The sequence below is a fragment of the Pseudomonas monachiensis genome (assembly GCF_047345015.1).
Lineage (GTDB): Bacteria > Pseudomonadota > Gammaproteobacteria > Pseudomonadales > Pseudomonadaceae > Aquipseudomonas > Aquipseudomonas monachiensis.
The window spans coordinates 2,677,324-2,702,689 of sequence record NZ_CP178857.1; the positions used below are offsets into that span (position 1 = coordinate 2,677,324).

At 58.5% G+C, this 25,366-nt stretch carries 18 protein-coding genes, 3 tRNA genes and 2 pseudogenes; 12 read left to right on the plus strand and 11 right to left on the minus strand.

The features are described from left to right. Positions 1-70: 70 nt before the first annotated feature. The 10 genes from ACMDB8_RS12035 to ACMDB8_RS12080 all read right to left on the minus strand — a co-directional run bounded on the left by ACMDB8_RS12035 (position 71) and on the right by ACMDB8_RS12080 (position 13,134). On the minus strand, positions 71-2,026 hold the full coding sequence (locus tag ACMDB8_RS12035) for an acetoacetate--CoA ligase (RefSeq protein ID WP_056724430.1): 1,956 nt from the start codon (positions 2,024-2,026) through the stop codon (positions 71-73). A gap of 125 nt (positions 2,027-2,151) precedes the next feature. Continuing rightward, positions 2,152-2,925 (minus strand): 3-hydroxybutyrate dehydrogenase, encoded by a 774-nt coding sequence (locus ACMDB8_RS12040; protein WP_056724432.1) that lies wholly within the window; start codon positions 2,923-2,925, stop codon positions 2,152-2,154. 7 nt (positions 2,926-2,932) lie between these two features. Then, on the minus strand, positions 2,933-4,324 hold the full coding sequence (locus tag ACMDB8_RS12045) for a GntP family permease (protein WP_007974692.1): 1,392 nt from the start codon (positions 4,322-4,324) through the stop codon (positions 2,933-2,935). A 285-nt stretch (positions 4,325-4,609) separates the two neighbouring features. After that, entirely contained in the window at positions 4,610-6,025 is a 1,416-nt protein-coding gene (locus tag ACMDB8_RS12050; protein WP_056724434.1) for a sigma-54 interaction domain-containing protein, read from the minus strand. Positions 6,026-6,184: 159 nt separating this feature from the next. Then, a complete protein-coding gene (locus ACMDB8_RS12055) occupies positions 6,185-7,762 on the minus strand; it encodes an ABC transporter ATP-binding protein (protein WP_056724437.1) in 1,578 nt (525 codons plus the stop codon). Between the two features lie 14 nt (positions 7,763-7,776). After that, positions 7,777-8,799, minus strand: a complete 1,023-nt coding sequence (locus ACMDB8_RS12060) for an ABC transporter permease (RefSeq protein ID WP_056724439.1) — start codon at positions 8,797-8,799, stop codon at positions 7,777-7,779. Further along, positions 8,799-9,860 (minus strand): microcin C ABC transporter permease YejB, encoded by a 1,062-nt coding sequence (locus ACMDB8_RS12065; protein ID WP_056724441.1) that lies wholly within the window; start codon positions 9,858-9,860, stop codon positions 8,799-8,801. The genes ACMDB8_RS12060 and ACMDB8_RS12065 overlap by 1 nt, the downstream gene beginning before the upstream one ends. Beyond that, positions 9,860-11,728 (minus strand): extracellular solute-binding protein, encoded by a 1,869-nt coding sequence (locus ACMDB8_RS12070; protein WP_056724443.1) that lies wholly within the window; start codon positions 11,726-11,728, stop codon positions 9,860-9,862. Before ACMDB8_RS12070 ends, ACMDB8_RS12065 begins: the two co-directional genes overlap by 1 nt. 135 nt (positions 11,729-11,863) lie before the next feature. Next, on the minus strand, positions 11,864-12,145 hold the full coding sequence (locus ACMDB8_RS12075) for a peptidylprolyl isomerase (protein ID WP_008051985.1): 282 nt from the start codon (positions 12,143-12,145) through the stop codon (positions 11,864-11,866). Positions 12,146-12,252: 107 nt separating this feature from the next. Next, positions 12,253-13,134: an esterase/lipase family protein gene (locus tag ACMDB8_RS12080; protein WP_056725093.1), complete on the minus strand. Its 882-nt coding sequence runs from the start codon at positions 13,132-13,134 to the stop codon at positions 12,253-12,255. A gap of 335 nt (positions 13,135-13,469) precedes the next feature. On the opposite strand from ACMDB8_RS12080, the gene ACMDB8_RS12085 reads away from it, so the two are divergent. Together ACMDB8_RS12085 and ACMDB8_RS12090 are read left to right on the plus strand one after the other, a co-directional pair. Further along, the gene (locus ACMDB8_RS12085; protein WP_056724445.1) at positions 13,470-14,534 is read left to right on the plus strand and encodes a hypothetical protein; all 1,065 of its coding nucleotides are present in this window, start codon (positions 13,470-13,472) and stop codon (positions 14,532-14,534) included. Between the two features lie 811 nt (positions 14,535-15,345). Beyond that, the gene (locus ACMDB8_RS12090; RefSeq protein WP_223542761.1) at positions 15,346-17,031 is read left to right on the plus strand and encodes a colicin-like pore-forming protein; all 1,686 of its coding nucleotides are present in this window, start codon (positions 15,346-15,348) and stop codon (positions 17,029-17,031) included. Between the two features lie 602 nt (positions 17,032-17,633). Here the strand turns inward: ACMDB8_RS12090 and ACMDB8_RS12095 are convergent. Continuing rightward, a complete protein-coding gene (locus tag ACMDB8_RS12095; protein ID WP_056724452.1) occupies positions 17,634-18,710 on the minus strand; it encodes a 3-deoxy-7-phosphoheptulonate synthase in 1,077 nt (358 codons plus the stop codon). Between the two features lie 653 nt (positions 18,711-19,363). Here ACMDB8_RS12095 and ACMDB8_RS12100 point away from each other — a divergent pair. The 10 genes and pseudogenes from ACMDB8_RS12100 (at position 19,364) to otnI (ending at position 25,255) form a co-directional block, all read left to right on the plus strand. Continuing rightward, complete coding sequence (locus ACMDB8_RS12100) at positions 19,364-19,837, plus strand: GNAT family N-acetyltransferase (RefSeq protein ID WP_223542811.1); 474 nt, start codon at positions 19,364-19,366, stop codon at positions 19,835-19,837. 97 nt (positions 19,838-19,934) lie between these two features. Beyond that, complete coding sequence (gacA, locus tag ACMDB8_RS12105; protein WP_032829778.1) at positions 19,935-20,576, plus strand: response regulator transcription factor GacA; 642 nt, start codon at positions 19,935-19,937, stop codon at positions 20,574-20,576. Between the two features lie 2 nt (positions 20,577-20,578). Beyond that, positions 20,579-22,402 carry an excinuclease ABC subunit UvrC gene (gene uvrC / locus ACMDB8_RS12110; RefSeq protein ID WP_056724454.1) on the plus strand — a complete coding sequence of 608 codons (1,824 nt, stop codon included), beginning with the start codon at positions 20,579-20,581 and terminating at the stop codon, positions 22,400-22,402. A gap of 32 nt (positions 22,403-22,434) precedes the next feature. Continuing rightward, the gene (gene pgsA, locus ACMDB8_RS12115; RefSeq protein ID WP_008051977.1) at positions 22,435-22,995 is read left to right on the plus strand and encodes a CDP-diacylglycerol--glycerol-3-phosphate 3-phosphatidyltransferase; all 561 of its coding nucleotides are present in this window, start codon (positions 22,435-22,437) and stop codon (positions 22,993-22,995) included. Positions 22,996-23,058: 63 nt separating this feature from the next. Continuing rightward, positions 23,059-23,134: transfer RNA gene (locus ACMDB8_RS12120), tRNA-Gly, on the plus strand. A gap of 46 nt (positions 23,135-23,180) precedes the next feature. Next, positions 23,181-23,254: transfer RNA gene (locus ACMDB8_RS12125), tRNA-Cys, on the plus strand. 195 nt (positions 23,255-23,449) lie between these two features. Continuing rightward, a tRNA-Leu gene (locus ACMDB8_RS12130) sits at positions 23,450-23,536 on the plus strand. 149 nt (positions 23,537-23,685) lie between these two features. Beyond that, positions 23,686-24,140 (plus strand): annotated as a pseudogene (locus tag ACMDB8_RS12135) (four-carbon acid sugar kinase family protein); the annotation flags it as partial. A gap of 59 nt (positions 24,141-24,199) precedes the next feature. Beyond that, positions 24,200-24,442 (plus strand): annotated as a pseudogene (locus ACMDB8_RS12140) (transporter); the annotation flags it as partial. 21 nt (positions 24,443-24,463) lie between these two features. Then, positions 24,464-25,255 carry a 2-oxo-tetronate isomerase gene (gene otnI / locus ACMDB8_RS12145; protein ID WP_056724460.1) on the plus strand — a complete coding sequence of 264 codons (792 nt, stop codon included), beginning with the start codon at positions 24,464-24,466 and terminating at the stop codon, positions 25,253-25,255. The last annotated feature ends 111 nt before the right edge of the window (positions 25,256-25,366 follow it).

Below are 25,366 nucleotides of genomic sequence, written 5' to 3' on the forward strand. Positions count from 1 at the left end.
GTTGAAGCTGGAGGATTCGTCGGCGCGAGTGGTTCAGAGACACCGATTCCACAGGGATTTGCGTGGTGCTTCAAGATTTGAGTTCGGGCCGGTCACGAAATTGCTCCAGCGCTTCGGGATTGGCCAGTGCATCAGTGTTTTTCACCTTCTGCCCATGCACCACATTGCGCACCGCCAACTCAACGACCTTGCCGCTGATGGTCCGGGGAATGTCCGTCACGGCAACAATTTTCGCCGGTACATGGCGTGGCGTGGTGTTGGTGCGAATCGTCTCGCGGATCTGCTGTCGCAGGGCTTCGTCCAGCTCGAGCCCGTCGCGCAAGCGTACGAACAGCACCACTCGCACGTCGTCCTGCCACTGCTGACCGATGGCCACGCTGTCGAGTACCTGGGGGACTTTCTCCACCTGACGATAGATTTCCGCCGTGCCGATGCGTACGCCACCGGGGTTGAGCACGGCATCGGAGCGACCGTGGATCATCATCCCGCCATGGGGCAATTGTTCGGCGTAATCCCCCTGGGCCCAGACGCCGGGGAACAGGCTGAAATAGGATTGGCGCAGTTTCTCGCCATCGGGGTCGTTCCACAGGCCAATGGGCATCGCCGGGAAATGCCGGGTGCAGACCAGTTCGCCCTTTTCACCAATCACCGGGTGGCCTTCGTCGTTCCACACTTCGACGGCCATGCCCAGGCTCTTGCCCATGATTTCGCCGCGACGCACGGGCGACATCGGGTTGCCATTGACGAAGCACGAGACGATGTCGGTGCCGCCGGACATCGAGGCCAGGCACACGTCAGCCTTGAAGTCGCGATAGACGTAGTCGTAACTCTGCGGCGACAGCGCCGAGCCGGTGCAGAGCAATGTCTTGAGGCTACCCAGGTCATGACTTTCACGGGGCTTGATACCGCTGCTTTCCAGGGTCGCGAGGTATTTGGGGCTGGTGCCGAAGACGCTGATGCATTCGTCGTCGATCAGGTCGATCAGGCGTTGCGGTTCGGGCTGGAACGGTGAGCCGTCGTACAGCACCACGGAGTTGCCTGTCGCCAGCGCCGACACTAGCCAGTTCCACATCATCCAGCCGCAGGTGGTGTAGTAGAACAGCCGTTCACCGGGGCCGAGATCGCCATGCAGACCGTGTTCCTTGACGTGTTGCAGCAACACGCCGCCGGTGCTGTGGATGATGCATTTGGGTACACCGGTGGTGCCGCTGGAGTAGAGGATGTACAGCGGATGGGCGAAAGGCACCGGGACGAAATCCGGTTCGCCGCCAGGTTCGTAGAAATCGTCCCAAAGCGTCACGTTGGCCTGGGTATGGAATTGTTCGATGTGTGCGTGTGGACGTGCGTAAGGCACGACGATCAACTGTTGCAGCGACGGCAGGCGCTGGAGGATTTCGTTGACCTTGGCGGTCTGGTCGATCTCTTTGCCGGCATAGCGGTAGCCGGCGCAGGTCACCAGCACTTTCGGTTCGATCTGGCCGAAACGGTCAACCACCCCTTGGGTGCCGAAGTCCGGCGAAGAGCAGGACCAGACGGCGCCAAGGCTGGTGGTGGCGAGCATGGCCACCAGGGTCTGCCAGGTGTTGGGCATGCAGGCGGCGACCCGGTCGCCCACAACGACGCCGGCGGCGATCAAGCCATTCTGAAAGCCGGCGACCTGTTCGGCCAGTTCAGCCCAGGTCAAATGTTCACGCTGACCGTTTTCGCCGACGGCTATCACGGCGATCGCATCATCGCGACGCTGCAGCAGGTGTTCGGCAAAGTTCAGTGTTGCGCCGGGGAACCACTGGGCGCTAGGCATTTGCGGGCCTTCGAGCAGCACGGCGTCGGGCTGCTCGTGGAAGCGGATGTCGAAGAAATCGACGATGGCCTGCCAGAAGTCCGGCCGTTGATCGATGGACCATTGGTGCAGGGCCGGGTAGTCGTCGATCTTGAGGTGATGCCGCTGATTGATGAAGCGCCGAAAGGCCTCCATGCGGGTCTTGCCAATGCGTTTGGCGTCGGGTTGCCAGAGGATGTCGGACATGGTTTGCCTCTTTTTGTTGGCGAGTGCTGCGCACTCGATCGCGAGCAAGCTCGCTCCCACAGACACCACAGAACCTGTGGGAGCGAGCTTGCTCGCGATGAACGATAACGCGGTCTGGCAGATGATCACTGCGCCAACCACCCACCATCAACATTCCACGCCGCGCCGCGTACCTGGCTGCCGGCTTCGCTGCACAAAAACAACACCAGTTCACCCAGTTGCGGCGGTGTCACGAACTCCAGTGATGGCTGCTTTTCAGCGAGCAGATCATGCTGCGCCTGCTGCGGATCAACCCCGCTGGCGGCACGATCATCAATCTGCTTTTGCACCAGTGGCGTCAATACCCAGCCTGGGCAGATCGCGTTGCAGGTGACCTGGGTGGTCGCGGTCTCCAGCGCGACCACTTTGGTCAGGCCGATCACCCCGTGTTTGGCGGCGACATAAGCTGACTTGCCCACCGAACCGACCAGGCCATGCACCGAGGCAATGTTGATCACCCGACCCCAGCCCTTGGCACGCATGCCCGGCAGGCTCAAGCGGGTGCTGTGGAACACCGACGACAGGTTGATGGCAATGATCGAATCCCAGCGCTCCACCGGGAACTCGTCCACCGCTGCCACGTGTTGAATGCCTGCGTTGTTGACCAGAATGTCGACGCCGCCAAACTCACGTTCGGCGTAGGTGATCATGTCGGCAATTTGTGCCGGATCGCTGACATCGGCGGGGTGATGGCCGACCTTGCCGCCGAACTGTTGCACCTGGGCGATCACTTGGGAGGCATCGCCAAAGCCGTTGAGGATCAGGTTGGCCCCGGCCTTGGCCAGGCTGAGGGCGATCCCCAGGCCGATGCCGCTGGTGGAACCGGTGACCAGTGCGGTCTTGCCCGAAAGAGTCGTCATGAATACCTCACACAATGCCAGTGGCGTAGAAAGTGCCGATCACCACGAAAACCGCCAGGGTCTTGATCAGCGTAATACAGAAAATGTCTTTGTAAGCCTCGCGGTGGGTCAGCCCGGTGACCGCCAGCAGGGTGATCACCGCGCCGTTGTGCGGCAAGGTGTCCATGCCGCCGCTGGCCATCGCGGCAACCCGGTGCAGCACTTCCAGCGGAATGTTCGCCGCATGGGCGGCGCTGATGAACTGTTCGGACATCGCCGCCAGCGCGATGCTCATGCCGCCCGAGGCGGAACCGGTGATGCCGGCCAGCAGGGTCACGGTAATCGCTTCGTTGACCAGTGGGTTGGGAATGCTCTTGAGCCAGTCGGCCAGCACCAGAAAGCCCGGCAAGGATGCGATCACGGCACCGAAACCATATTCCGAGGCGGTGTTCATCGCCGCCAGCAATGCTCCGCTGACCGCACTTTTACTGCCCTCGGCGAGTTTGCTGCGAATCGCCTGGAAGCCAAACACCAGCACCATGAGGATGCCGACCAGCAAGGCTGCCTGTACCGCCCAGATCGCCGTGAGCTTGGCGATTTCCGTGGTCACCGGCGCGGCCATGCCCGGTAGCGCCAGGCTGTGGGTCTTGCCGTACACCTGGGGAATCCAGTGGGTGAACAACAGGTTCATGATGCCCACCGCCAGCAGTGGCGAGAGCGCCAGCCACGGGTTGGGCAGCTTGAGGTCGGCGGCGGTTTCCGGCTCGTTGCGCAGGTCTGAACCATAGCCTTCACCGGCACGCTGCGCCTTGTTGCGCTGGCGCTGGAGAAACAGCATGCCGGCGCAGAACACGAAGATCGTGCCGATCACCCCCAGCCACGGCGCCGCCCAGGCGGTGGTGTTGAAGAAGGTGCTGGGGATGATGTTCTGGATTTGTGGCGTACCGGGCAGGGCGTCCATGGTGAACGAGAAGGCGCCCAGGGCAATGGTCGCCGGGATCAGTCGCTTGGGGATGTTGCTCTGGCGGAACATTTCAGCGGCAAACGGGTAGACCGCGAACACCACCACAAACAACGATACGCCGCCGTAGGTCAGCAGGGCACAGACCAGCACGATCACCAGCATCGCCTGACGGGTGCCGAGCAAGCGAATGGCCGCCGCGACGATGGAGCGCGAGAAACCGGACAGTTCGATCAGCTTGCCGAACACCGCACCGAGCAGGAACACCGGGAAATACAGTTTGATGAAGCCGACCATTTTTTCCATGAACACCCCGGTGAAAGCGGGGGCGACGGCAGACGGGTCAGTCAGCAGGACAGCGCCGAGAGCGGCAATCGGGGCAAAGAGGATAACGCTGTAGCCACGGTAGGCAGCCAGCATCAGCAGCGCGAGGGCTGCCAAGGCAATGATCACACTCATGGTGTGTCTCCTGGGTTGTTATTTTTGTTGGGTGAAGCCTGGTAGGAGAGGCGTATAGCGAGTTTTGTGCCAGATAGTTAAGTTGTTGAAATATAAGGATATATTTTCAGGTTGGCGGGCTTGTCGAGTAGATTTGTCTCTGTTCTGAGACTTGCATTGGCAGTGCTAGCCTCTTCGCGGGCAAGCCCGCTCCCACAGTTGAACGAGTTGGTCAGGAGAGCAAGGTCTCCTGTGGGAGCGGGCTTGCTCGCGAAGGACTTTCTAACAATGGAGATTAATGTCTCTTTATTGAGACTCTACGATCCCCAGCGCCACCATCTTTTTGTACAACGTCGACCGCCCAAGGCCCAATCGTGCTGCTGCATCAACCACCTTGCCCCCGCATTGCGCGAGGGTGGACTCAATCAGTTGCCGGTCAAATCGCTCTCGCGCCGCACTGAAGGTCTCATGGGCAAGCGGTTCGATGGTCAACGGCGCCACGCGCTCAACGGGTTTGAACGTACCAATCGCCGCACGGATATCTGCTGTCGTCAGGCGCAAGTCATCACTGAGCAACGCGGCCCGCTCCAGCACGTTGCGCAGCTCGCGGATGTTCCCCGGCCAGGCGTGTTGGCCCAACAGTTCCAGGGCTTCATGGTGAAGTTCATGCTGGCTGCGCAGTTCTTCGAGAATCGCTTCACTGAGCGCCGGCACGTCATCGAGGCGGTCACGCAGGGGCGGAACCTGGATCGGCAGCACGTTGAGCCGGTAGTACAAGTCGGCGCGGAATTCGCCGCGTTTGATCGCGGCCTCAAGGTCCGTTGAGGTCGCGGCGATCACCCGCACATCGCTCTGGATCACTTCGTTGGAGCCCACCGGCTCGAATTCCTTTTCCTGCAACACCCGCAGCAGTTTGCTTTGCAGGGGCAGCGGCATGTCGCCGATTTCGTCGAGGAACAGCGTGCCGCCCTGGGCGATCTGCAATTTGCCGGCGCGGCCCTTGCGGTCGGCACCGGTAAACGCGCCCGGAGCGGTGCCGAAGAATTCGGCCTCCAGCAGCGATTCGGGAATCGCCGCGCTGTTGATACTGACAAACGCCTTGTGCGCGCGGGGCGAAGCATTGTGGATCGCCTGGGCCAGCAGTTCCTTGCCGGTGCCGGTTTCGCCGAGCAGCAATACCGGCGATTCGGTGCTTGCACTGCGTCGGGCACGGCGTTTGACTTCGAGGCTGGCGGCGCTGGTGCCGATGAAGTGGGCGAAGTTGTATTTGGTCTGCCGCGCCCGCAGCAGCGAGCGGGTGGAGGCCAGTTCTTCCTGCATGTTCATGTAGCGCTTGAGCATTGGCGACAGGCTGCGCAGCTCGTCGAACAGGGCGAATCCGATGGCACCGATCACCACGCCGACATCGTCGTGAATCGGCAGGCGCATGACCACCAGCGGCTCTTTGGGGGTGTCTTGCATGTCCAGCAGAATCGGCCGGCCGGTGCGCACCACCTCACGCAGCAGGCTGCCGGGGATCACGCTTTCACAGGGCTTGCCGATCGCGACTTCGGCCGATTGCAGGCCGAAGCGCCGGGCGTAGCGCTCATTCATCCAGACGATGTTGGCATCGCGGTCGACAATCACCGTGCCCTCACTCGATTGCTCGATGATTTCGAACAACGAACGGATCGCCAGCAGGCGAACGCGCTGGTAGTCCTTGAGGCTTTCGGTGGTGTTCATCGGTATTGATCCTGATTTCTTGTTGACTGTTCCGGCCCCATCGCGGGCAAGCCCGCTCCCACAGGATATGGGGTTGCCACCGATTTTGGGTACGACAAATACCCTGTGGGAGCGGGCTTGCCCGCGATGGCTGCGACACGGTTCAACTGCGTGGCGCGATTATGCCTGCCCCAACAGCGCCGCCGCCAACAGCTCCTTGGTGTACGGATGCTGCGGTGAGTCAAACACCTCATGGCTGGCGCCGCGTTCCACCACTTTGCCGTCCTTGATCACGATCATGTCGTGGGCCAGGGCGCGCACCACAGCCAGGTCATGGCTGATGAACAGATAGGTCAGCCCGTATTTTTCCTGAAGCTGACGGAGCAGGGCGACCACTTGTTTCTGCACCGTGCGGTCCAGCGCCGAGGTCGGTTCGTCGAGCAGGATCAACGCCGGCTTGAGCACCAGCGCCCGGGCGATGGCGATGCGTTGACGCTGGCCACCGGAGAACTCGTGGGGATAACGATGGCGACTTTGCGGGTCAAGACCGACTTCGTTCAGCGCCCGGATCACTTCGGCGTTGCATTCTTCTGTGCTCAGCTGGCTGTGCACTTCCAGGCCCTCGCTGATGATCTGCGCGACCGACATTCGCGGGCTGAGGCTACCAAAGGGGTCCTGGAACACCACCTGCATCTTCTTGCGCCACGGCCGTAGCTGTTTTTGCGTCAGGCCATCCAGCGCCTGGCCCTGAAAGCGGATACCGCCTTCGGAGTCGAGCAAACGCAGGATCGCCTGGCCCAAGGTGGACTTGCCCGAACCGGATTCGCCGACGATGCCCAGGGTCTTGCCGCGTTGAATATTCAGGCTGATGCCATCGACGGCCCGCAGCCAGGTCTTGCGCTGGAACAGGCCACCACCGACGGCAAACCGCACCTGCAGGTTGTCCACCTCCAGTACGTTTTCGCGCTCGTCCCGGGGCAAGGCTTCGCCCTCGGGTTCGGCGTGCAGCAATACGCAGCTGTAAGGGTGCTTCGGCTCAGTGAAAAGGACTTCGCAAGGCGCCTGCTCGACGATTTCCCCGGCCTTCATCACGCACACGCGCTGGGCGATGCTGCGCACCAGATTGAGGTCATGACTGATCAGCAGCAGCGACATGCCCAGCCGCTGTTGCAGGGACTTGAGCAGCAGCAGGATCTTGCGTTGCACCGTCACATCCAGCGCGGTGGTCGGTTCATCGGCAATCAGCAGTTCCGGCTCGCACGCCAGGGCCATGGCGATCATCACCCGCTGGCGCTGCCCGCCGGACAATTGATGGGGATAGGCCTTGAGGCGCTCCTCGGGTTTCTGGATGCCTACCAGGTGCAGCAATTCGAGGATCCGCGCTTGCGCCGCCTTGCCCGCCAGGCCTTTGTGCACCAGCAAGGTTTCACCGATCTGTTTTTCGATGCTGTGCAGCGGGTTGAGGGAGGTCATCGGCTCCTGGAAGATCATCGCGATGCGATTGCCGCGCAGTTGTCGCAACATGCCGGCATCGGCACCCACCAGTTCCTGGCCGCGATAGCGGATGCTGCCCGTCGTCTCGGACTCGGTTTGCGGCAGCAGTTGCAGGATCGAGTGGGCCGTCACCGACTTGCCCGAACCCGATTCGCCCACCAGCGCCAGGCATTCGCCGGGGCGGATGTCCAGGCACAGATTGCGCACCACGGTCTGGCCGCTGAAGGCCACGTTGAGGTCACGGATTTCGATCAGGTTGGTCATCTCTACATTCCGAATCAAGATCGAGGATCAAAAGCGTCGCGCAAGGCTTCGCCAATGAACACCAGTAAAGAAAGAATCAGCGCCAGGGTGAAGAACGCCGTCAGCCCCAGCCACGGCGCTTGCAGGTTCTGCTTGCCCTGGCCGATCAGTTCGCCCAGGGAAGCGCTGCCGGCAGGCATGCCGAAGCCGAGGAAGTCCAGCGCCGTCAGGGTGGAAATCGCCCCGGTGAGAATGAACGGCAAGTAGCTCAAGGTCGCGTTCATGGCGTTGGGCAGAATGTGCCGCACGATGACCTTGCGGTCGGTCAGGCCCAGCGCACGCGCGGCCTTGACGTATTCCAGGTTGCGCCCGCGCAGGAACTCGGCGCGCACCACGTCCACCAGGGCCAGCCAGGAAAACAGCGCCATGATCCCCAGCAGCCACCAGAAATTCGGCTCGACGAAGCCCGACAGGATGATCAGCAGGTACAGCACCGGCAACCCGGACCACACCTCCAGCAGACGCTGGCCGAGCAAGTCCACCCAGCCGCCGTAATAGCCTTGCAGGGCCCCGGCGGCAATGCCGATCAGGGCACTGACAAAGGTCAGCATCAAGGCAAACAGGATCGACACCCGGGCCCCGAAGATCACCCGGGCCAGAACGTCCCGCGCCTGGTCGTCGGTGCCCAGCCAATTGACGCTGGAGGGCGGGCTGGGGGCAGGTGTGTTCAGGTCGTAGTTGGGTGTGTCGTCACTGAACGGAATCGGTGGAAACAGCAACCAGCCGCCATCCTTCTTGATCAGTTTCTGCACGTAGTCGCTGCGGTAGTCGGCCTGGAACGGCAGCTGCCCACCGAACGCCTGTTCGGTGTGGCGCTTGAAGACCGGGAAGTACCATTGGCCCTGATAGCTGACCACCAGCGGTTTGTCGTTGGCGATCAGTTCGCCGCCCAGGGTCATCAGGAACAGACCGATAAACAGCCAGAGCGACCACCAGCCCCGACGGTTTTTCTTGAAACGCTCGAAGCGACGACGGGCCAGCGGTGAAAGCTTGAGCATCAGGCGTTCCTCGCGGCGAAGTCGATACGCGGGTCGACCAGGGTGTAGCAGAGGTCGCCGACCAGTTTTATCAGAAGGCCGAACAGGGTGAAGATGAACAGCGAGCCGAACACCACCGGATAGTCCCGCGATACGGCCGCTTCGTAGCTCATGCGGCCCAGGCCGTCGAGAGAGAAGATCACCTCGATCAGCAGGGAACCGGCAAAAAACACACTGATGAACGCCTGGGGAATGCCCGACACCACCAGCAGCATGGCGTTGCGGAATACGTGCCCGTAGAGCACCCGTCGTTCACTCAAGCCCTTGGCCCGGGCAGTGACCACGTACTGGCGGGTGATTTCATTGAGGAACGAGTTCTTGGTCAGGATGGTCAGTGTGGCGAAGCCGCCGATCACCAGCGAAGTCACCGGCAACACCAGGTGCCAGAAGTAGTCGGCCACCTTGCCCAGGGTCGACAATGATTCGAAGTTGTCCGAGACCAGCCCGCGAACCGGAAACCAGTTCAGCGAAGTGCCGCCTGCAAAGACCACGATCAGGAACATCGCAAACAGGAACGCCGGCATGGCATAGCCGATGATGATCGCGGTACTGCTCCAGATGTCGAAATGGCTGCCATGGTGCACGGCCTTGCGGATGCCCAGGGGAATCGACACCAGGTAGGTGATCAGCGTCGCCCAGAGCCCGAGGGAGATGGTCACGGGCATTTTTTCGAGGATCAGGTCGGTGACGGTGGCGCCACGGAAGAAGCTCTTGCCGAAGTCCAGGCGCGCATAGCTGGTGAGCATCAGCCAGAGGCGTTCGTGTGCCGGCTTGTCGAAGCCGTACTGTTTTTCAATGTCCTTGATCAACTGCGGATCGAGCCCTCGGCTGGACCGGGACTTGCCGCTCATGGCTTCGCCGGAACTGCCACCAACCGCGGCGCCACCAATGCCTTGCAGGTGCGCGATGGCCTGTTCGACCGGCCCGCCTGGCGCGGCCTGGACGATGACAAAGTTGACCAGGAGAATGATCACCAGCGTCGGAATGATCAGCAGCAGGCGCCGCAATATGTAAGCCCACATCAGTGCGGCCCTCCGGGTTTGCCACGGCTGATACGCTCGGCCGTCATCTGTTGGTTGGTCAATGGCGTGGTGCTCATCTCCCACCAGCTTTCGATGGCTTCGTCATTGCTCGCTTGCACGTTCGGGATACCAAAGCGGTTCCACCACACTGTCGAGGTGCCCGGCGGGTAATAGTTGGGAATCCAGTAGTAATTCCATTGCAGTACCCGGTCCAGGGCATGGGCGTAGTGCAGCATGCCGGCCTGGGTATTGGCGCGGATCAGCCCGGTGATCAGGGTGTCCACCGCCGGGTTCTTCAATACCATGTAGTTGTTGGAGCCAGGGTCGGTGGCCGCCGCCGAACCGAAGTAATTGACCAGTTCGCCCCCCGGAGAGGTGGTGACCGGGTAGCCGGTGACGATCATGTCGTAGTCGCGGCTCATCAGGCGATTGACATACTGGGACGAGTCGATGCGGCGGATGTTCAGGTCGATGCCGATCTGTTTCAACGTGCGTTTATAGGGCAGCAGCAGGCGGTCCATGCCGTTCTGGCTGACCAGGAATGTGAAGGTCAGCGGCTCGCCGTCGGCATTGACCAATTGGTCGCCATCGGGTTTCCAGCCGGCCTCTTCGAGCAAGTCCAGGGCTTGCAACTGCTTGTCGCGAATCACGCCGCTGCCGTCGGTCTTCGGCGCTTCGAACACCTGCGTGAAGACTTCGTCGGGAATCTGCCCGCGCAGCGGTTCGAGAATCGCCAGTTCACCGGCATCCGGCAGTTGCCGGGCGGCGAGGTCGGTATTGGAAAAAAAGCTCTGCTGGCGGATGTACATGTCGCGCATCATCTGCCGGTTGCTCCACTCGAAGTCCCACAGCATCACCAGCGCCTGGCGCACGCGACGGTCCTGGAACATGGGCTTTTGCAGGTTGAACACAAAACCCTGGGCCGGCTGCGGCGCCTCGGTGGCGAGGTGGGCCTTTTGCAGGCGACCGTCGCTCAGGGCCGGGCTGTCGTAGCCGATGGAATAGCCGGTGGCGGAAAATTCGCGATTGTAGTCATAGGCGCCTCCGCGCAGGACCTGGCGCGCCACGTCGGTATCGCCGAAGTACTCGATGCTGAAATGATCGAAGTTGTACAGGCCGCGACTGACCGGCAGGTCCTTGCCCCACCAGTCGGGATTGCGCTCGAAGGTGATGCTGCGTCCCGAGTCGATCTTGCCGACTTTATAGGGGCCGCTGCCCAACGGCGCTTCATAACCACCGCCACCTGCGAAATCGCGGCTCTTCCACCAGTGTTCGGGAAACACCGGCAAGGTCGCGATGTCCAGGGGCAGGGTGCGGTTTTCGTTGTTCTTGAAATCAAAGCGCACAGTCAGTGGCGATTCCACTTCGACGCCTTTGACGTCGGCGAACTGGGTGCGGTAGCGCAGGCTGCCCTGGGTCATCAGCAGGTCGAAGGTGTAGCGTACGTCTTGGGCAGTAATGGGTTTGCCATCGGCAAAACGCGCCTTGGGGTTGAGGTAAAAGCGCAGGGACAGGCCGTCCTCGGAGCGCTCCATCTTCTCGGCCACCAGGCCGTACACGGTGTAAGGCTCGTCCAGGGAGCGCTGGGCCAGCGGTGAATAGAGCAAACCGTCGACCTGTGTAACGCCGATGCCTTTGTCGATGTAGGGCAAGACATGGTCGAACTGACCGATTTCGATCGCCGAACGCCGCATCGTACCGCCCTTGGGGGCCTGCGGGTTGGTGTAGGCGAAATGACTGAAGCCGGTGGGATATTTGGCCGGTTCGCCGTACACGGTCATTGCCTGTTGCGGTGCCGCATTCACACCCGAGGCATCCATCAGCAGGGCCACGGCCGTGAACAGCAAGGTAGGGAAAACCAGTCGCATTGTCAGCCTTAGAGCCGGGTAGTCGTTAACGACAATTTGTACGCTAGCGGCGCGTCCCTCGCCAGCCGTATTGCGCATCACAAACACAACGGCCCACCAATAGGCGGGCCGTTGTGTGAATAGCTCAGGCGTCGATCAGTCCTGACGGCTGGTCACTTCCAGCAGGTGGAAACCGAACTGGGTCTTGACCGGGCCCTGGACCACGTTGAGTGGTGCGCTGAAGACCACGGTGTCGAATTCCTTGACCATCTGGCCCGGCCCGAACGAACCCAGGTCACCGCCCTGGCGGCTGGATGGGCAAGTGGAGTTTGCCTTGGCAACTTCGGCGAAATCGGCGCCAGCCTCAATTTGGGCCTTGAGTTCGTTGCACTTGGCTTCGGAGGCAACAAGGATGTGACGGGCAGTGGCTTTAGCCATGGGAAAATACTCCTTTCAATACTCGATAAAGTGCTGAGCCTACCGGATTCAGTGAGCGATTTCTCCTCAAAGTTCCGTTCCACGGGGGATCCACGGCAGGTGGGTGCTCAAAGGCCGGCGTCCCGCAAGCGCCTGGCATGCTGGACATACAGATCAATCGGGTCGACACCCCTACGCAGTTGCCCGGTCGGCTGGCCAATGGAGTCCAGGTGATCCAGCGCATAGTCGGACCGGATAACCGTGCCCAGATGGGAGCTGAAGCGACCGACCAAACCGTCGTTCTGTTCGCTTTCCGTGACGAAATAACCGGAAAGGGCCCGGCAAAAGGCGTTGAGCGGATCGAGCGCATAGCGCCCTTGTTCGAGAACATTCGCTGGCAGCACGCCGCTCCACGAGTAGTAACGAACACCGTTGACCTGTTCGCACCCCTTGCCACCCCAGGTGGTGGGCAGCCCTTGCGGGTATTTGTCGTTGAATGCGCCTACGCCTTCGGTGGTCAGCGCATTGAGGGCGGCAATGGCGTTTCGCGGTTGATACTGATTGTCGCTCAAGGTCGCGAGGAAGTCGGCGAACAGGGTCACCACCGTCTCGGCCACATGTTCCGGCAGGCATCCCGGTGTCAATGCCTTGCGCAGGAAGTCGGCCAGTTCCGAACCATGGTTCGGCCCGCTGACGGAGGTGACCGACGCCACGCTGTGTGGCGCAATCGCTGCGGCATAGCGTGCGGCCAGTGCGCCCTGGCTATGGCCTATGAGGTTGACTTTGCGCGCACCGGTTCCTTCCATTACCCGCTCGATCTGTGCGAGCAATTGGTCTCCGCGTACCTCGTTGCCATGGATGGCCGACAAGTGGGGAACGAACACCCTGACTCCGGCGTTCCTCAGTGCCTGCCTGATGTCGTGAAAGAGCTCGAACTTGCCGATTTTTTCGAAGCCGAAAAGCCCGTGGACCAGCAGTATTGGGTAACGAGTGCTTGCATTCCTTTGCATGTTCATACCTTTACGCAGAAGTTCATTGGGACTGCATGGCGCTTCACTCTAAAACACTCGAGGTTGGCGCGATGTATGAAAAGTCCGCCGAAACTTGAGGAAAACGGAATAGAACAAGTGCGAATGCTCAAGAGCAGTTGAAGCCTTAGTCGGAATAGATCGAGGACTTTTCGCGGCAATCAGGTTGCTGCTGATCAAAGACCTACTTTGCATGTATCGATTTTCCGAGCAGGTCGGAGTGAGAGGCCGACATCACGACTGTTCGGCATGAGGTTAAATAGCCGTACGGAGCCGGCCACCTGTCCGGTGTTTATTCCAGGGAATGGAGCGAATGAATGACTGTTTATGAACCCGACACCTTGAATCTCGCCCAGCAACCATTGCCACCGCCGATCCTTGAGCAGGCGCAAAACGGCGTTCTCAATCCCTGTGAAAAAAAAGCCGTCATCAGGGTCCGGCCTTATCCAGGCATGACCTGCGGCGACAAATTGCTATTGAGTTGGGCGGGGCTGGATGCCGATGGCCTTGCCTGCAATCACCAGGTGGCGCGTTTTGTCAGTGACGACCGGGTCGGCGAAGACATTATCTTTGCCGTGGGTAGCATGCATATCGAGGCGCTTGAGGGTGGTTCACTGGAAATCGGTTACTCACTCACCAGTACCCGATTGGCCGAGCCCGTGCATTCCCGTCGATTGCAGCTCAGTGTCGGTGATGTGCAGTGCGATCTGTTGCCCGCGACGGTGAGCGATGCGGTGGGGAGAACGCTTGATCCGGATCGGGTGAAGGAAGGGGCGATCGTTACGATCAAACCCTATGCGCGCATGGCGGCGGGCGACTGGGTGTTGCTGACCTGGGCGGGTGTTTCGGTTGAAGCAAGTTTCAGTGATGCACTCAAGGTCGAGGCTTTCGCTGTGGGGGAGGAACTGTCGTTTTGGGTCAGTCCGGAGTGCATTGCGCTCAACCTGGGCTCCTCGGTGTCCGTCGACTATTGCGTCAAACAGGCGGGGCAGGGGCCTCGTTATTCTGAAGTAACGGCACTGATGGTTGGCATCCTGGAGCGGCGGCCACTGCGAGCACCCACTGTGCTGGAAGCCAACGAGGGTTGGGTGGATCTGCAAGATGCGCAGGATGGCGTGTCCGTCGTCATCGAAAACCCCAAGGCTGATAAAGGAGAACGGATTTGCCTGACATGCGACGGGGAGAAATTCAATCACTGTGACGACCGCGTAATAACCAGGGACATCGCGGGTGAGCCATTGGTGTTTATCGTTCCCTACCCGTTCTGGAGGGAACATCGAGATACTGCGATCCGTGTTTCCTGTTCAGTCGAGCGCCTTGACGGCACCCGTCAGCAATCGGGGGTGACACTGGTTCAGGTGCAGTCCCTGATGGGACATTGATTGCCATTTGCCCTCCAGTCTTTCCATGAAGGCTGGAGGGCGCACGGAGGATGCTGATTATCGGGCGTTGTTCGCCGCTCGCAGTCGGTCTGCGGCTTCAAGTAACAGTTGTTCTGTGCCTCAAATACATCCTTGAACACGGCTTGCAATCGACCATGATTCGAGTCGGATCCCGAGTCTGGTCAGGTCGCTTTTTGCCTGGGCGACCGCGTGGTCAGTGTTCCGTGGCGATGTCCTATGAGGTTGACTTTGCGTGCACCAGTTCTTTCCAGTACCCGCTCGATCTGCGTAAGCAATTGATCATCAAGTACTTCGTTGTCATAAGTGGCTGATGCGCAGGGAACGGACACCCTTGCTCCGGCGTTCCTCCGCGTCTACCTGGTGTCGTCAAAGACCTCGAACTTGCCGATTCATTCGACGCCGAAAAGTCGTGGGCCAGCAGTATTGAATAACAGGTGTTTGCATTCCTTTGCATATCGCACATCTTCGCAAACATTCGTGTGAGTGGTATTACGCCTAACTCTAAAGCCATTGACGGAAATGGGGTATACGAAAGTTTCATGAGTTTTGAAGAAGGCGGAAATCAGTAGGTACATTCGAATTTATGGACGGTCTTCGCCGAAATATCTCGACGTAATTCGTTGGGTAGAAAGTTGTAAGGCGTTAATTCCTACCACATCAATATCAATATTCCCTGTAGCACTTAGTGCTCTTCTGACATCACAAGATTTTTTTATGACGTTCAATAGGCCTCGTTCGATGTCGATTGTTGGATGGCGAACTTTCAATGGATTGATGGGAGAAGTTACACATGGCAGATGATGGATTTGTTCGAGGCGAAACTTACTACATTAAACCTACGCACATTGTTGCTGGGCGTCAGCAAACCTTCGGTCCTGGTGGTGGCGGTGGTTACAGCGGAAATAATGGTGGATGGGGGTTGCAGGACGGGCCACGTAGAGGGGAGGGAGGTCCAAGTGGAATTCGGGATGTCGCGTTGCCAAACGTTATGGCCGAGTTTATGAACGAACAAGTCTACAGTCAGCAGCAGATTGATAATGAATACAATGCACGATTCAATACACTCATCACCGATACCGCGCGTGAATTAGAGGAAAGAAAAGTCGCTGCAAAAAGCGCTCAAGTTTTAGCACCCTCAGAATCTGCTGCCGTAGACCAACAGGTCACCCTGGAATTTATTGACTCAAAAAAGAAGCAATACATATCCATTGTGCCAAATATCTACGGCCTTTATGGTCAGAGTCCATTCTTTATGATGGGGGTGCTGCCGCGTCAGAAAATGCGTGAATTTCTGAACTCCGGTAGCGCCGACTCCCAAGCTCTCATGAGCCTGTATTCCATGTTTGACAACGTCTATAAATCTGCATTGGAGCTCAAAGCGCTTTCGCTCTCGGTGGATATTCTGGCTGGCAAACTTGCCGAGCTAGCTAACAGCAGAAGCCAAGCGGAGTCGGTTGTTCCTCTAGATGGCGCCGCATGGTTCGCTGTGCAGAATCAGCGACTTAGCATTATTGGTTTGGAACTGGATATTCACGCTCAGCAACTTCCCGAGTTTCTTCAAACAGAGCTCGTTGCTGCGGCAGGTTCCCTGACTGGCATGACCCAAACTCAAGTATTGTTACATTACAAGGCGACGCTAGAGCGTATGGCTTCGACCAAAATGGCAGAGATCAGACCTGTCGTTGCACCGCCTCCATTCAAAAGAGGTGGTGTAACCATCAATTTCACAGCGGCGAACCCGAAGATCAGTTCGCCATTGAGCAAGCCTGAATTAGAGGCTCTCAATGAGTTGGTATATCTGCAAACCCACACCCCGATTGGGACAAAGTGGCTCAGCTACCACGACGCCTTGTTGAAGGCCGAATCTGCAAGACACCTGACTTCAACTTCAAGTGCCTTGGGCGGCTTGGCCGAGCGGTCGAATGAAGCTGAACAGATCCAGAGTGCAATCAAGTTTACCATGGATTTTTATAAGGAGGTGAGTGAGCGATTTGGTGTAAGAGCCGAGGCGCTGGCGAAAGAACTTTCGAAAAATGCCAAAGGGAAGACGATTCGTAATGCTGGTGAGGCAATAAAGGCTTTTGATCAGTATAAGAATGTTTTGAGCAAGAAGTTTGGAGTCAAGGACCGGGAAGCGATTGCTCGGGCTCTTGACGCTCTAGATAAAGATGTGATGTCTAAAAACCTGACGGCATTCGGTAAAGGTCTGAAGGCTATTAGTAACATCACTGATCTTTTCAGCTTGCTCGCTGAAGCGAAAACATCATCTAGGAGTGGTGATTGGGTGCCATTTTTTGTAAAAGTTGAGTCTTTAGTTGTGGGTAAGGGTGCAACCACTCTGGTAGCGTTCATGTTTGGCCTGACGGCCGCGACACCCTTGACTATTCTGGGATTTGCATTGCTAACGGCTGTGATGGGGGCATTGATTGATGATGCACTGGTGGGCAAGATCAACGACTACGTGATAAATCTCTGATGTGTAAAGGGGGTGGCAGCTTTCACCCCCTTTTTAATATCATGAATATCAAGTAAGTGCTGCCCAGTGGGATGGCGAAGACGAGGCAAAAAAATATAAAAAGTGCATTTATTCCTGTAGAGTCTCCCTTGATAAAAAAATCCTTTCTCCAGAACTCCGGTCCTGTCAGTTTGTAGGCGCTGGCGGTTGTAAAGTACCTAGAGAGTGGGTATAGCAATGTGCTGAGTAGCATAAGTGTGACAAGTTTAATGTCATGGTAAAAAAGGTTGTCATCAATATAAAAAGCAGCACTAGCTGTAATTAGGTACAGTGCGCTCAATAGTAAGTGTTTAGTGAAATATTTTTTATCCATCCTTGACCTCGTTACTGCTGATGATAATGCGCTGTGCCTGCTTGAATCGAGCTGGCGTTACTTTTTTCTTACTCTGTAGATTTGCTTCCATGCATAATCATTCAGATTTTTTTCGTCAGAACTCTTGTGCTTCAATCGTCGTCCAAAAGCATTCACGAATGCAGCATCTAAACGTTACAAATTGTACGGGGAGCGAGGAACTCAGCTTGCGCCGTAGAGGGCGCAAGGGAGCTCAACACCAGAGCGATTGTTAAGTGCGAATTTGTTTCCGCAATCTATCCGCTGCATCGCGCAACAACATTTCCGTCCCGGACCAGCCAAGGCAGCCATCCGTAACTGACACGCCATACTTCAGCGGTGAACTCAACGGCTGGCAGCCCTCGAACAAATGGCTCTCGATCATCATGCCGATCAGCGAACGATCACCTTGCAGGCGTTGTTCAAGTACATCCTGGAACACGGCTGGCTGGCGCAACGGGTCTTTGCCGCTGTTGGCGTGACTGCAATCGATCATGATTCGAGGCGGAATCCTGAGCTTGGTCAGGTCGCTGTTCACCTGGGCGACGCTGGCGCTGTCGTAGTTCGGCCCGCGATGGCCGCCGCGCAATACCAGGTGTGTGTCTGCATTGCCCGGGGTTTGAATGATCGCCGGATGTCCCTGGCTATCGACACCGAAATGGCGATGAGGATGAGCGGCGGAGCGCATGGCGTCGCTGGCGACACCGACACCGCCGTCTGTCCCGTTCTTGAACCCTACAGGCATGCCAAGCCCGCTGGCCATTTCCCGGTGGATCTGCGACTCCGTGGTCCGGGCGCCAATCGCCACCCAGCTCAACAGATCGTCGAAGTAGCCGGCGGCCATCGGTTGCAGCAGCTCAGTGGCAACGGGCAGGCCCAGGCGGAGCATTTCGCGCATCAGCTCGCGGGACAACGTCAGGCCGGCGGCCATGTCATCGCTGCCATTGAGGTGCGGGTCGTAGGCCAGGCCTTTCCAGCCAACCGTGGTGCGGGGTTTTTCGACGTAGGCACGCATCACCAGCAGCATTTCGTCGCTGACTTCGGCGGCGAGGCGGGCAAGATTACCGGCGTATTCGAGGGCTGACTTTGGATCGTGTATCGAGCAGGGGCCGACGATGATCAGCAGTCGGGAATCTTCACCGTTGAGGATCGCGCGAACCGCCTGGCGGTGGGCGGCGACTTGCCGGGTCAGGGCGTTGCCGAGGGGCAATTGCTGTTTGAGTTGCAATGAGCTGGGCAGGCGCAGGGTCAGCGCTTCATTGGCAGGGCTCATGGTGGACAGCGGCAGTGCGGAGACGGACGAGTTCATATTCAAGGCTTCCTGGGCTGGTGGCGGGTTCGTGCCCGCGCGCTCGGCCCTACTGGGGTGTTCGACAATTGGCCGGATTGGCTGCGTGTGTGTGCTTGCCACCTGTGGGTGACCGATCGGAGGCGGCAGGCTGTCCCGAGCGGAGGGTGGTAAATCGCCAGGCGGTAAAACTGTCGTAACGGTAATAAGTGGCGTAGTTCATGTTTTGAATCCTCTGAATGTCTGGTGTGTCGCTAAAAGTGTTGGGGCTGAAAAAACAAAACCCCCGGTCGGGAGGCCGACCGGGGGTTGAGAATTCTCTGGTGGCGACCCGTTTGAAGTGGGCGCCATGTGGGTATCAGGCGCGCCAGTGGCTAAACCAATACCCAAAATAAAAGCTGACCGGAGTACAACCGTCGTTCACCCGGGCAGCCGCAACCGAGCGCGGGGCGCTGGCGGTACGAAGCTGTAAGAGGGCGTTGAACATGGTCTGTCTCCGATGGATGGTCCGAGCTTACTAGAGGCCGGTACGCAGATTCAATCAGAAAATGCTATCGGCCAACGATGGCGCTTTCTATTGCTTGAGTGCCCCCACGGTTGTGACACACTTTGCGCTGCAACAACAATCCTATCGTCACAAGGACGCACATGACCCTCGCTGTGGAATTGGAATGATGGAGCGCCAATGGCGCCCGGCAACACCGGATGACCTGGAATTCGCCCGCGAACTGACCTGCAGAAGCATGCTGCGTTACTACATTGAGCATGAACTGTTGTGGCAGGACGAAGCGTTTGACGTGGCCTGGGCCGGGCGGGACAACCGTTTGATTACATCGGGCGACGGAGTGCAGGGCTATGTCAGCCTGAGTCGTGATGCCAGAGCCTTGTATATCCGCGAATTGCATATCGTCGACGCGTTTCGTGGGCAGGGCACTGGATCCTGGGTGATCGATCAGGCATCGGCTCTGGCGCGCCAGGAGCGGCGACCGGCATTGCGCCTGACGGTTTTCGAAAACAATCCGGCGCGAGCGTTGTACGAGCGCAAGGGGTTGAGGGTGGTGGGCAAGGACGAATGTTTCCTGAGGATGCAACTGGATATCCCCGGGCTGGATCGCTGCAACACGCTTGCGACAAGCCTTTCAAGATGAATTGAAACTTTTAATCTGACGCTTTCCGCTAGGTCTGCCAGAAGCTTTTTGCTAAGGTGTCTGGCAACCCAATAAGACCATATCACGAGGTGTCTGCTTGATTAGGGTGCTAGTAGTCGATGACCATGATCTCGTTCGTACAGGCATTACACGAATGCTGGCTGACATCGATGGCCTGCAAGTAGTCGGCCAGGCCGAGTCGGGTGAGGAATCCCTGATCAAGGCGCGCGAGCTGAAGCCCGATGTGGTGTTGATGGACGTCAAGATGCCGGGTATCGGCGGTCTTGAAGCCACTCGCAAATTATTGCGCAGTCACCCGGATATCAAGGTCGTCGCGGTGACTGTATGTGAAGAGGACCCGTTTCCTACACGGCTGTTGCAGGCCGGTGCGGCAGGTTACCTGACCAAGGGGGCAGGTTTGCCGGAAATGGTCCAGGCCATTCGACTGGTGTTTGCCGGGCAACGCTACATCAGCCCGCAAATTGCCCAGCAACTGGCGATCAAGTCCTTCCAGCCCACCAACGATTCGCCTTTCGATGCCCTGTCGGAGCGGGAAATCCAGATCGCGCTGATGATCGTCGGCTGCCAGAAAGTACAGATCATTTCCGACAAATTGTGCCTGTCGCCGAAAACCGTGAACACCTACCGTTACCGCATCTTCGAAAAGCTTTCGATCAGCAGTGATGTCGAGTTGACGCTGTTGGCGGTTCGTCATGGCATGGTCGACGCCAGCCTCTGAAAATGAACGACACCTTTGATCCGAGCGCCTTTCTGTCGACCGTTAGCGGGCGCCCCGGCGTGTACCGCATGTTCGACAGCGAAGCGCGGTTGCTCTACGTCGGCAAGGCGAAGAATCTCAAGAGTCGCCTGTCGAGTTACTTTCGAAAGACCGGGCTTGCCCCCAAGACCGCCGCGCTGGTAGCGCGTATCGCCCAGGTCGAGACGACGATCACCGCCAACGAAACCGAAGCCTTGCTGCTTGAGCAGACGCTGATCAAGGAATGGCGTCCGCCCTACAACATCCTGCTGCGCGACGATAAATCCTACCCCTACGTCTTTCTCTCCGACGGAGAGTTTCCGCGCCTGAGCATTCATCGCGGCGCGAAAAAGGCCAAGGGCAAATATTTCGGGCCTTATCCGAGTGCCGGCGCGATCCGCGAAAGCCTGAGCCTGCTGCAAAAGACGTTTTTCGTTCGCCAATGCGAAGACAGTTATTACAAGAACCGCACGCGCCCTTGCCTGCAATACCAGATCAAGCGTTGCAAGGCGCCCTGTGTCGGGCTGGTGGAGCCGCAGGTGTACGCCGAGGATGTCCGCCATTCGGTGATGTTTCTTGAAGGGCGCAGCAATGCACTGACTGACGAGTTGTCCGCCGGGATGGAAGAGGCGGCGATCAATCTCGAATTCGAACGGGCCGCGGAGTTGCGGGACCAGATTGCTTTACTGCGCCGGGTCCAGGATCAACAGAGCATGGAGGGCGGGACCGGGGACGTCGATGTGATTGCTGCCTTCGTCAACCCGGGTGGTGCCTGTGTTCACTTGATCAGCGTGCGGGGCGGTCGGGTACTGGGAAGCAAGAACTTCTTCCCTCAAGTCGGTATTGAAGAAGACGTTTCTGAAGTCATGGCCGCGTTTCTCGGCCAGTACTTCATCAGCAGCCCTGAACGCGACTTGCCCAGCGAGCTGATCGTCAACGTGGTCCACGATGACTTTCCCACGCTGATCGCCGCCATCGACGAATTACGCGGTCGGGAGCTGACCATCAGCCATCGCGTGCGGGGCACGCGGGCGCGCTGGCAGCAACTGGCGGTGACCAATGCCGAGCAGGCTCTGAGTGCGCGCCTGGCGAATCGTCAGCACATTACGGCGCGCTTCGATGCACTGGCCGAGGTGCTGAAGCTGGATGAGCCTCCACAGCGACTTGAGTGCTACGACATCAGTCACTCCAGCGGTGAGGCGACGGTGGCGTCGTGCGTGGTCTTCGGCCCCGAAGGTCCGATCAAGGCCGATTACCGCCGGTACAACATCGAGGGCGTTACGGCCGGCGATGATTATGCGGCGATGCATCAGGCGCTGACCCGACGCTTCAGCAAACTGAAGGACGGGGAGGGCAAGCTGCCGGATATCCTGCTGGTGGACGGCGGAAAAGGCCAGTTGTCCATGGCCCGCGACGTGCTCGATGAGCTGGCCGTGCCTGACCTGATTTTGCTGGGTGTGGCAAAAGGCGCGACGCGCAAGGCCGGTTTCGAAACCCTGTACCTGAACGACGCTGCACATGAGTTCACCTTGCGCGGCGATTCACCCGCGCTGCACCTGATCCAGCAGATTCGCGACGAAGCCCACCGGTTTGCCATTACCGGGCACCGAGCCCGACGTGGAAAAACCCGTCGGACGTCTACACTGGAAGGCGTCGCCGGCGTCGGACCCACACGTCGGCGTGACTTGTTGAAACATTTTGGTGGATTGCAGGAGCTGTCTCGTGCAAGCATCGAAGAAATTGCCAAAGCCCCCGGGATCAGTAAAAAGCTCGCAGAGTTGATTTATGCAAATCTGCACAGCGAGTAGAATGCCCCCTCACCTCGTAGCCAGTTGTGCCGATGAATATCCCTAATCTGATTACCGTTCTACGCGTTCTGCTCATACCGATCTTCATTTTGCTGTTCTACCTGCCTTACCAGTGGAGCTACATGGCCTCCGCCTCGGTCTTCGCATTCGCTGCGGCGACCGACTGGCTGGACGGGTACCTGGCGCGCCGCCTGGAACAAAGCACGCCGTTCGGGGCTTTCCTCGATCCGGTTGCCGACAAGCTGATGGTTGCGGTTGCATTGGTCCTGTTGGTGCAGGAACACGGAAACCTGTGGCTCACGCTGCCTGCCGCCGTGATCATCGGTCGCGAGATTGTCGTCTCGGCACTGCGCGAATGGATGGCCGAACTGGGCGCTCGTGCCCACGTCGCCGTATCTAACCTGGGCAAATGGAAAACCGCCGCGCAAATGCTGGCGCTGGTGATCCTGCTGGCCAATCCCAAGGATTTCAGTTTCTGGGTCTTGCTGGGCTACACCTTGTTGATGGTGTCGGCTGGCCTGACTTTGTGGTCGATGGTCCAGTACCTGCGGGCTGCCTGGCCACATCTGAAGACTGACGTTGAAAAGAAATAAAACTTTTTTGAATCAAGGGGTTGACGGGGCTTCTGGATTCTATAGAATGCGCCACACCAAGACGCGGGAATAGCTCAGTTGGTAGAGCACGACCTTGCCAAGGTCGGGGTCGCGAGTTCGAGTCTCGTTTCCCGCTCCAAGTTTGTACGCATTTGATGTCGCGCTACTGACAGCAAATGTTTTGAGGCCGAGTAGCAAAATGGTTATGCAGCGGATTGCAAATCCGCCTACGCCGGTTCGATTCCGACCTCGGCCTCCACTAATAAACAAGCTCCGTAGATCTATGATTTACGGAGCTTTTTTATTTGCAATAGCCTGCAAGATTTAGTCTTGAAAAGGGTATTTGCGAACTTGCTTCACTGGGGCGGGATGTATATATTTCCACCTCTGCTGCACAAGCGTCAGAACTGCCGGATCGTTATCTGGCAAAACCTGGACGCTTCACCGCGCTACCGCCCGAATGGCGAAACTGGTAGACGCATGGGACTTAAAATCCCCCGCTCGTAAGGGCGTGCCGGTTCGATTCCGGCTTCGGGCACCATGAATATCAAGGGCTTGCGTGAGATACCTCATGCAGGCCCTTAGTTTTTTCCGCAATCAAAATCCTTCCGCAATTCGCTACCGGCTTCCTCCCACGCGTCATAAAACCTGTTCCTGCCCACGCCAGTGGTCATCGTCTGTCCGGTATCACTGACGCCCATGACCGAAGCCAACCTGGTTCGGGTGCTGCAATCGCAGACCCGCCTGAATGTCAGCCTGTTGCGCTACGACACGATCGCCCAAGGCGCTGAGCAGGTGCAGGCGCGAATCGCTGAACTGAGGGCTCAAGGTGTCGGCATGGCCATCGCCGATGCCTTGCCGGACAGCGATCTGTACACCCTCGGTAGCGCCTGCGCCGATCTGCCGTTGTTGACGGGTGGTTCGGGGCTGGCCCTGGGCCTGCCGGAAAACTTCCGTCGCGCCGGCAAGTTGCGCGACCTCGACGCCTCGAAACTCCCGGTGGTGTCCGGTGGGGAAGTGGTGTTGGCCGGTAGTGCTTCGATCGCCACCAATGGGCAAGTGGCGGCCTGGCTCGAAGCTGTTCGTCCAGATTTGCGGATTGATCCGTTGGCCTGGCGGCGAGGGAGCCGGTGGTGGCGCAAGCGTTTCACCCGTTTTGGCAACCGGCGCACGCCCCTGGCGTTGACGATTGCCGGCTTCATGGTCGGGTGGCGTATTCGGCAAGGTGCTGGTGGATACCGGAATCGGTGTCGTGCTCTCCGACATGCTGCGCACCACGGGGCTGCCGGTGCTGGCCCTGTCCCATATCAATGACGCCGGTTACTGGATCTTCACCAAACTGTCAGGCCTGAACGTGGCCGACGGTCTGCGCACCTGGACGGTGATGACCACTTTGCTCGGTACCTTGGGTTTCTGTATTACCCTGCTGATCTGGCCCTTTGTCTAACCCTTTATTTCAGGAGCTACCATGCCTCGTTTTGCTGCCAATCTCAGCATGCTCTACCCGGAACATGAGTTTCTGGATCGTTTCGCCGCCGCTGCCTCTGACGGTTTCGAAGCGGTCGAATATCTGTTTCCCTACGACTACCGTGCTGAAGAACTCAAGCAATGCTTGAGCGACAACGGCCTGGTGCAGGCACTGTTCAACGCACCGCCCGGTGATTGGGCAGCGGGGGAGCGGGGCACGGTGTCGTTGCCGGGCCGGGAGAGTGAATTTCGTAGCGGTTTTGATCGTGCCCTGGACTACGCCAGCGTATTGGGCAATTCACGCATCCATGTCATGGCCGGGCTGTTGCCGTCGGAAAACGATCGCCCGCGGCATCACGGCGTGTACCTGGAGAACCTCGCCTACGCCACCACCCAGGCAGCCAAGGCAGGCGTCACCGTATTGCTCGAACCGATCAATACGCGAGACATGCCAGGCTTTTTCCTCAACCGCCAGGATCAGGCCCAGGCTATCTGCAAGGAAGTGGGCGCCAGTAACCTGAAGGTTCAGTTCGACTGCTACCACTGCCAAATCGTCGAGGGCGACCTGGCGGCCAAACTGCGTCGCGACTTCGATGGTATCGGCCATATCCAGATCGCCGGGGTGCCGGATCGGCATGAACCGGACCTGGGGGAAGTCAATTATCCTTATCTGTTCGAGCTGATCGATCAGTTGGGTTATGACGGCTGGGTAGGGTGCGAGTATCGGCCTCGTGGCAATACGTCTGCCGGCTTGCAGTGGTTGCGCGACTGGAAGGTGCGCCAGGCGCTATAGAGGAAGGCTGGCCTGCACCCGGTCCCAGGGCGCTTTCATACTCTGGGCGCAGCTGCCGTAAAATTTCGACACGTTGCTTGAAACGGGCTTTACTGGAATAAGTCGTGCGGA